General features: G+C 61.3%; 3 protein-coding genes. 1 reads left to right on the forward strand and 2 read right to left on the reverse strand.

Annotated elements, in window-relative coordinates; translation table 11 throughout:
* Nucleotides 1–637: 637 nt before the first annotated feature.
* Nucleotides 638–982, forward strand: coding sequence for a DUF6124 family protein (locus tag BLQ55_RS30935; RefSeq protein ID WP_092259507.1), 345 nt, complete (start codon nt 638–640; stop codon nt 980–982).
* 141 nt (nt 983–1,123) lie between these two features.
* Here the strand turns inward: BLQ55_RS30935 and BLQ55_RS30940 are convergent, their stop codons facing one another.
* Together BLQ55_RS30940 and BLQ55_RS30945 are read right to left on the reverse strand one after the other, a co-directional pair.
* The gene (locus BLQ55_RS30940; protein ID WP_092205600.1) at nt 1,124–1,462 is read right to left on the reverse strand and encodes a tryptophan synthase subunit beta; all 339 of its coding nucleotides are present in this window, start codon (nt 1,460–1,462) and stop codon (nt 1,124–1,126) included.
* Between the two features lie 119 nt (nt 1,463–1,581).
* Nucleotides 1,582–5,484, reverse strand: a 3,903-nt coding sequence (locus BLQ55_RS30945) for an immunoglobulin-like domain-containing protein (RefSeq protein WP_143011818.1), incomplete at its 5' end; no start/stop codon positions are given.

Here is a 5,484-nt window from a genome sequence, read left to right on the forward strand (position 1 = left end):
ACTGATCTTGTAAACGACCAAAAACCTATGTGGGAGCGAGCTTGCTCGCGATGGCGGTGGATCAGCTAAATAAATGCCGTGATGTGTCCCGCTCTTGCTCTTGCTCTTGCTCTTGCTCTTGCTCTTGCTTTGGCTTTTGATCTTGGGCGCCCCGTTAAACCACGCTGGCCGAACGCAGGCATTGCGCAGTGGGCACCTCGGCATGGATGCCGAGGTAGCCGCGCTGGGCCATGGATGGCCCTTCGCGGCGGCCCACGGAGCAATGCCGGAGTGAGGGCACACCGAGCCTAGGCGAGGTGCCGAGTGGTGGGGCAAAGCGTTTTTGGTTACTTTTGGCGCTCTTCCAAAAGTGACCCGCTGTAAGAGCGGGACCGCCAGTAGCCGTTACCGCAAAAACGGATATACACCCCCCTCAAAAAGTATGGTCCTAGGAGATTTCCTTCGAATTGTAGCGAATTTGGTGAACTTGTCCGGCGTCTGCCTCGTGGCTAGTCTGGGTTTGTCACCGAAAAAACGGTGACACGGACGTGCAAGTCCGAAATATCTGTTTAGGGCGAAACGGCCCATGCCATTCAGCGATCTCATTTGGACTCGCTGTGTAGCAAAGGCTCCTTACTAGTCGTTTAGGAGTTCTCCAATGACAACAGCGGAAACGAAACACACTTCACACAGTCCCAACACACTCGACGAAGCTGCCCAGCGCGCCCTCGACTACTACCTCAATCCAAAACCTACCGATGAAGCCCCAGGAAAAACCCCAACCGCCCAGCTCTTCATGGTCTCCCCGGATATCGACACTGAAACCCTCCTGGCCAATGCCTCCGAAGACCTGCTGTCCATCAGCGCCATCGCCGCCGACCTGGCTGACGACGTCGACGGCTCACGCCGCAGCGTGATCCTGGCGATCAGCCGGATGGCCGATGGGGTGCAGTTGTTGGTGGAGCGGGCGATGGATCGGCTGGAGGTTCAAGCGGCGGGCTGAGAGGCCTGCGGTGAATTGAAGATTGTCATCGCGAGCAAGCTCGCTCCCACACGGGGTCTGTGTCGAGCCGAAATATCGAAATCAACACCGATAAACTGTGGGAGCGAGCTTGCTCGCGATGGCGTCAGCCCGGTTGGCAGGCTAGATCAACCCCTTCTCATCATCATCGATCAACCGGCTCAACCCGCCCAAGGCTTCCCGGGCCTGGGTGCGGTCCATCAGTTTGGCCTGGGCCGCGGCTGGCAGGTCGGTGACGCGGATCACGCCTTTGCTGGTCAGCACCTGGATCAAGTCATCGAGTACCCGGATCATTTCCAGGTCGCTCTGCTTGAGCTGCTTGAGGCTGTTTTCCACCGCCTGGTTGGCGAACCAGTCCTGGATCTCGTGGCTGTCGGCCGGCAGGGTTTCGGTGGCTTCGGCATAAGCGGCGGCTTCTACGCGCACCAGCAGGCCTTGCGCATCGCGTTGCACATAAAACATCGGGCATCCCTCATGTATGAAGCGGCGTCATGCTGGGCAGCATAGGCCAACTGTGGGGGTATGAACACTTATCCCGTGGCGAGGGAGCTTGCTCCCGCGCCACGGGTTTTGTGTCAGGTTCAGCTGTTGTTGTGATCGACCTTGATGGTCGGGTCACTGCCGGCGATCAACGAGTTCAGATTCACGTTCGACCAGTTGTTGCCTTCGAGCTTGATCGTCACGTCCGGCGCCGCCGCGGCACCGTTGGCCCCATTGAACTGGCCGGAGGTACTGACCTGCAGCGACGACACGCCATCGACCGTGCTGATCTTCAGGAAGTGGTCGATGGTGCTGCCGGTTTCGCCCTGCAACAGGTCCCGCAGGTCGATCCGGTCGCCATCGGCGGCCTTGAAGTCCTTGATCACGTCGGTGCCGGTGTCGCCTGCCTTCCAGACAAAGGTATCGCCCCCCAGGCCGCCGATCAGGGTGTCATTGCCCTGGCCGCCGATCAGTGTGTCGTTACCCGTGCCACCCAGCAGGATGTCATTGCCCTTGCCACCGTCGAGCGTGTCGTTGCCGCCCTGGCCGAAAATGATGTCGTTGCCGGCGCCGCCCAGCAGGGTGTCATTGCCATCGTGGGCACCGGACACATCGAACGCGGTGTAGTGCTCGGTGATGTACTGGTGCACGTTGCTGGTGGTGACCTTGCTGACGTCCACGCCGTTCTGCTGGGCCACGAACGCCTGGATGGCCTGGTAGCCCTCGCCGGCAACGCCGTTGAAGCTCACCAGGTCGCCGAACAGGATGTCGTTGCCTTCGCCCCCGTTGACCGTGTCGGCGCCTGGCAGGGTCGCTTCGGTGTGGCCGATGATCGAGTTGGCCAGGTCTTTGGGGTCGATGTTGGTCTGCGGTTTTCCATCCGAGTCGTATGGCTTGAGATCGTCCAGGGTCACGCCATTGTTCAGGCCGATGGCCTCGACGTTGCTCAGGCCTTTCAACAGCGTGAAGCTGGCGTTCGAAGCTGTCGCCACCGAACCGCTGTCGCTCAGGTAGGAGAACTCGAAGGTTCCGTTGCCCTCGGCATGCACGGTACCGACATAGTTGTCATTCCAGTTCCTGCCGTTTTTGGTCGACAGGTACATTTCCCCATCTTCATAGATGGTGAACTTGTGCGTGCTGTCGATCGTCTGGGTGTAGTACTTGCCGACGGTGTAATTGGCCGCGCTCAAGACGTCATCGAGCTTGACGGTGCCGTACAGCGTCGGGTTCGTCTGTTCGCCTGCCTGATAAAGGTTCGGCTGGCCGTCGGTAATGAAGTACGTCAGGTTCTTCGCGTCGGTATTGGCCTGTGCCAGCGGGCTGTTGAAGAAGTTCGCCGTCGTCTTGAAGACGTCTTCGTAGTTGGTGCTGCCACCGGAAACCATTGAGTCAAGTACGTTCTTGAGCAGCGTCAATGCGTTCGGATCATTGAGGTTCACCGCAACGCTCTTGTTCACCTGGGTATCGAAGTCCGCCAGGAAAATGTTCACTGTTCCTGAGTTGCTACCCAGGCTTTGCTTGAGCGTGTTGAACACTGAGGTCAGCGAATTCTTGGCCGCAGTGACGGACGACGAACTCATGCTGCCGGAGCTGTCCACCATGAAGGCAATGTTGTAATTGACGCCCGGCACCACGGTCAGGCCGCCGATGTCGGCAACGACGATGTCGTTGCCGTCCGTGCCGGTGACGTTGTCGCTGCCGGAGGTGGCTGTCACGGCGTTGTACACCGCCGGATAAACCGTGACCGGGATCTGCGCGGTGCTGACCGCCGAGCCGCCGAGGGCTTCGGTAGAGGTCGAGGTCACGGTCAGGTTGAACTGGCCGTTGTAGTAGGTCGGTGGCGTCAGGGTCAGGCTGCCCAGGTTCCAGCCGGTGACCGAGGCTTCGCCGTTGCTGCCCACGGTCGCGGTGTGGCCCGCGCCGTCGCTCAGCACGCTGCCTTCCGGAATGCCGCCGATCTTCACGCTGAGGCTTTCCGAACCGTCGGTGTCGGTCAGGGCCGTGGTGATCTTGGACAGGTTCACGCTGGTGCCTTCGGCACCTTCATTGAGCTTGTAGCCGTCGTAATAACCTTCGCCATTGGTGCCGTGCAGGTCGGAGACGGTCACGCCGGCGTTCGTCAGGTCGGCCACGCCGGTGTAGAGCGGCACGCCGGCACTGCTCAGGTCCACTGGCGTGCCGCCGTTGACCGACAGGTTCACGTCGTAGCTGCCCGGGCCGGTCTGGTTGTGGTGGTAGATGTCCAGGGTGTAGTAGCCGCTGGTGGTCGGTGTGAACGAGCCGTTCAATTTACCGCCTGCGCCCCAGGTGATGGCGGCCACGTCCTTGCCGCCGACGGTGACCAGCAGGCTGTCATCGCCGGTACCGCTGAAGGTGTAGGTCTTGCCGGCTTCGAGGAAGATCAGGCCGGAAGTTTTCGACGCGGTGCCCGGGTTCACGTTGCTGTCGGACTGCACGTTGGTCACGTTGGTGCTGCTGTTCGGCGTGCCAGCGGCATCGATCACCGACTTGAGCGTGCCGGATGGCGCGCCGCTGCCGTCGGTGCCCAGGCCCGACAGGCCGGTCCAGACTTCCTTGATCAGCCCGGTGGAGGTCACGTTGTTGCCGGCCACGTTGAGGGTCGGTGCGTCGGCGACCGGCGTGATGTCGATCTTCACCGTGCCGGTGTTGCCCAGCGCCTGGCCGTCGGTTGGCTGGAAGCTGATCTGTGCGTAATCGGCTTTTTGATCGCCCACGCCGCTCGGGTTGCCGTTGGCACCGGATTCGTTGGCGTCCGGGGTGAAGCGCAGCTTGCCGGCGTCGATGTCAGCCTTGGTGAAGGTCTGGTTGTTGGCCACGTCCTTCCAGGTGGCACCGTCCAGGTACTGCAACTTGCCGTCGCTCGGCAGCCCGGTGATTTTTACTCCCAGGCTGGTCGCCGGGCTGTCCACGTCGCTGATCCCGAACGTCGACCAGCCGAGCACCAGTGAAGTGTCTTCGGTGCCGGTCACTGCGCCGCCGGTGGCAACCGGTGCATCGTTGACCCCGACCACGTTCACGGTGGTGGTGGCCGTGTTGGAGTAGCTGGTGCCGTCGGTCACCGTCACGGTGATGATGCGCGGTACGGTGCTCGGATCTTCGCTGTTGTTGATGAAGCTGATGTTCTTGATCTGCTGCATGTAGTCGGCCAGCGTCGCATTGCCCGACAGCGTCAGCACGACCTTGCCGTCGGTGCTGTTGGCGTTGATGCTGATGCCGTTGACGCTGTTGCCCAGGTTCAGCGCATCGCCAGGCTGACGGTTGGTCAGCACGATGGTCGCGCCGGTCAGCATGGTGCTGTCCGGGTCGGTGATCTTCAGGTCGGTGTCGGCGATGGACACACCCGGGCCGGTGGTGCCTTCGGTGAAGGTCACCTGGTAGTCGGCCCCGGTCTTGCCGCTGGAGTTGTTGGCGTCCAGGTCGAGTACCGGCGGCGCATCGTTGTCGATGATCGAGGTGCTGACGCTGCCGTTGGTGCCGCTGACGCCCAGGTGTTCGAAATTACCCCCGGTGGCCGAGTCGATCTTGACCACGAAGTTTTCGGTGCCTTCGGTGATCTTGTCATCCAGCGTCGCGACGTTGAAGGTGGCGCTGGTGGCGTTGGCCGGGATCTTCACGGTGTAGACGCCGGTGAAGTCCGAACCGTCGGCCGCAGTGCCGCTGTAGACGATCTTGATGGTCACTTCCGTCTGCGCCGGGTTGGTCAGGCTGACGGTGTACGTCGCGGTCTGGCCTTCGGTGACGGACGTGCTGCCGGTGATGCTGACGGTGGTGTTGTCGACGGTATCGCCCACGGCCGTCGACGCGCCGGTCTTATCGACAGCGATGGCTTCGAGGTTGCCGCCGGAAGCCGATTTGATCGTTTCGGTGATGGACGGAGCACCAGTGTAGACATCGTTGCCAGCAGCCACATCCAATACGCCCGAGCTTGCACCGGCGGCGATGGTGATGGTTTTGCCGCTGTCGAGGGTGACGGTGACCGGACC

Origin of the sequence: Pseudomonas sp. NFACC13-1, assembly GCF_900104425.1 — a bacterium.
Taxonomy (GTDB): domain Bacteria; phylum Pseudomonadota; class Gammaproteobacteria; order Pseudomonadales; family Pseudomonadaceae; genus Aquipseudomonas; species Aquipseudomonas fluorescens_AA.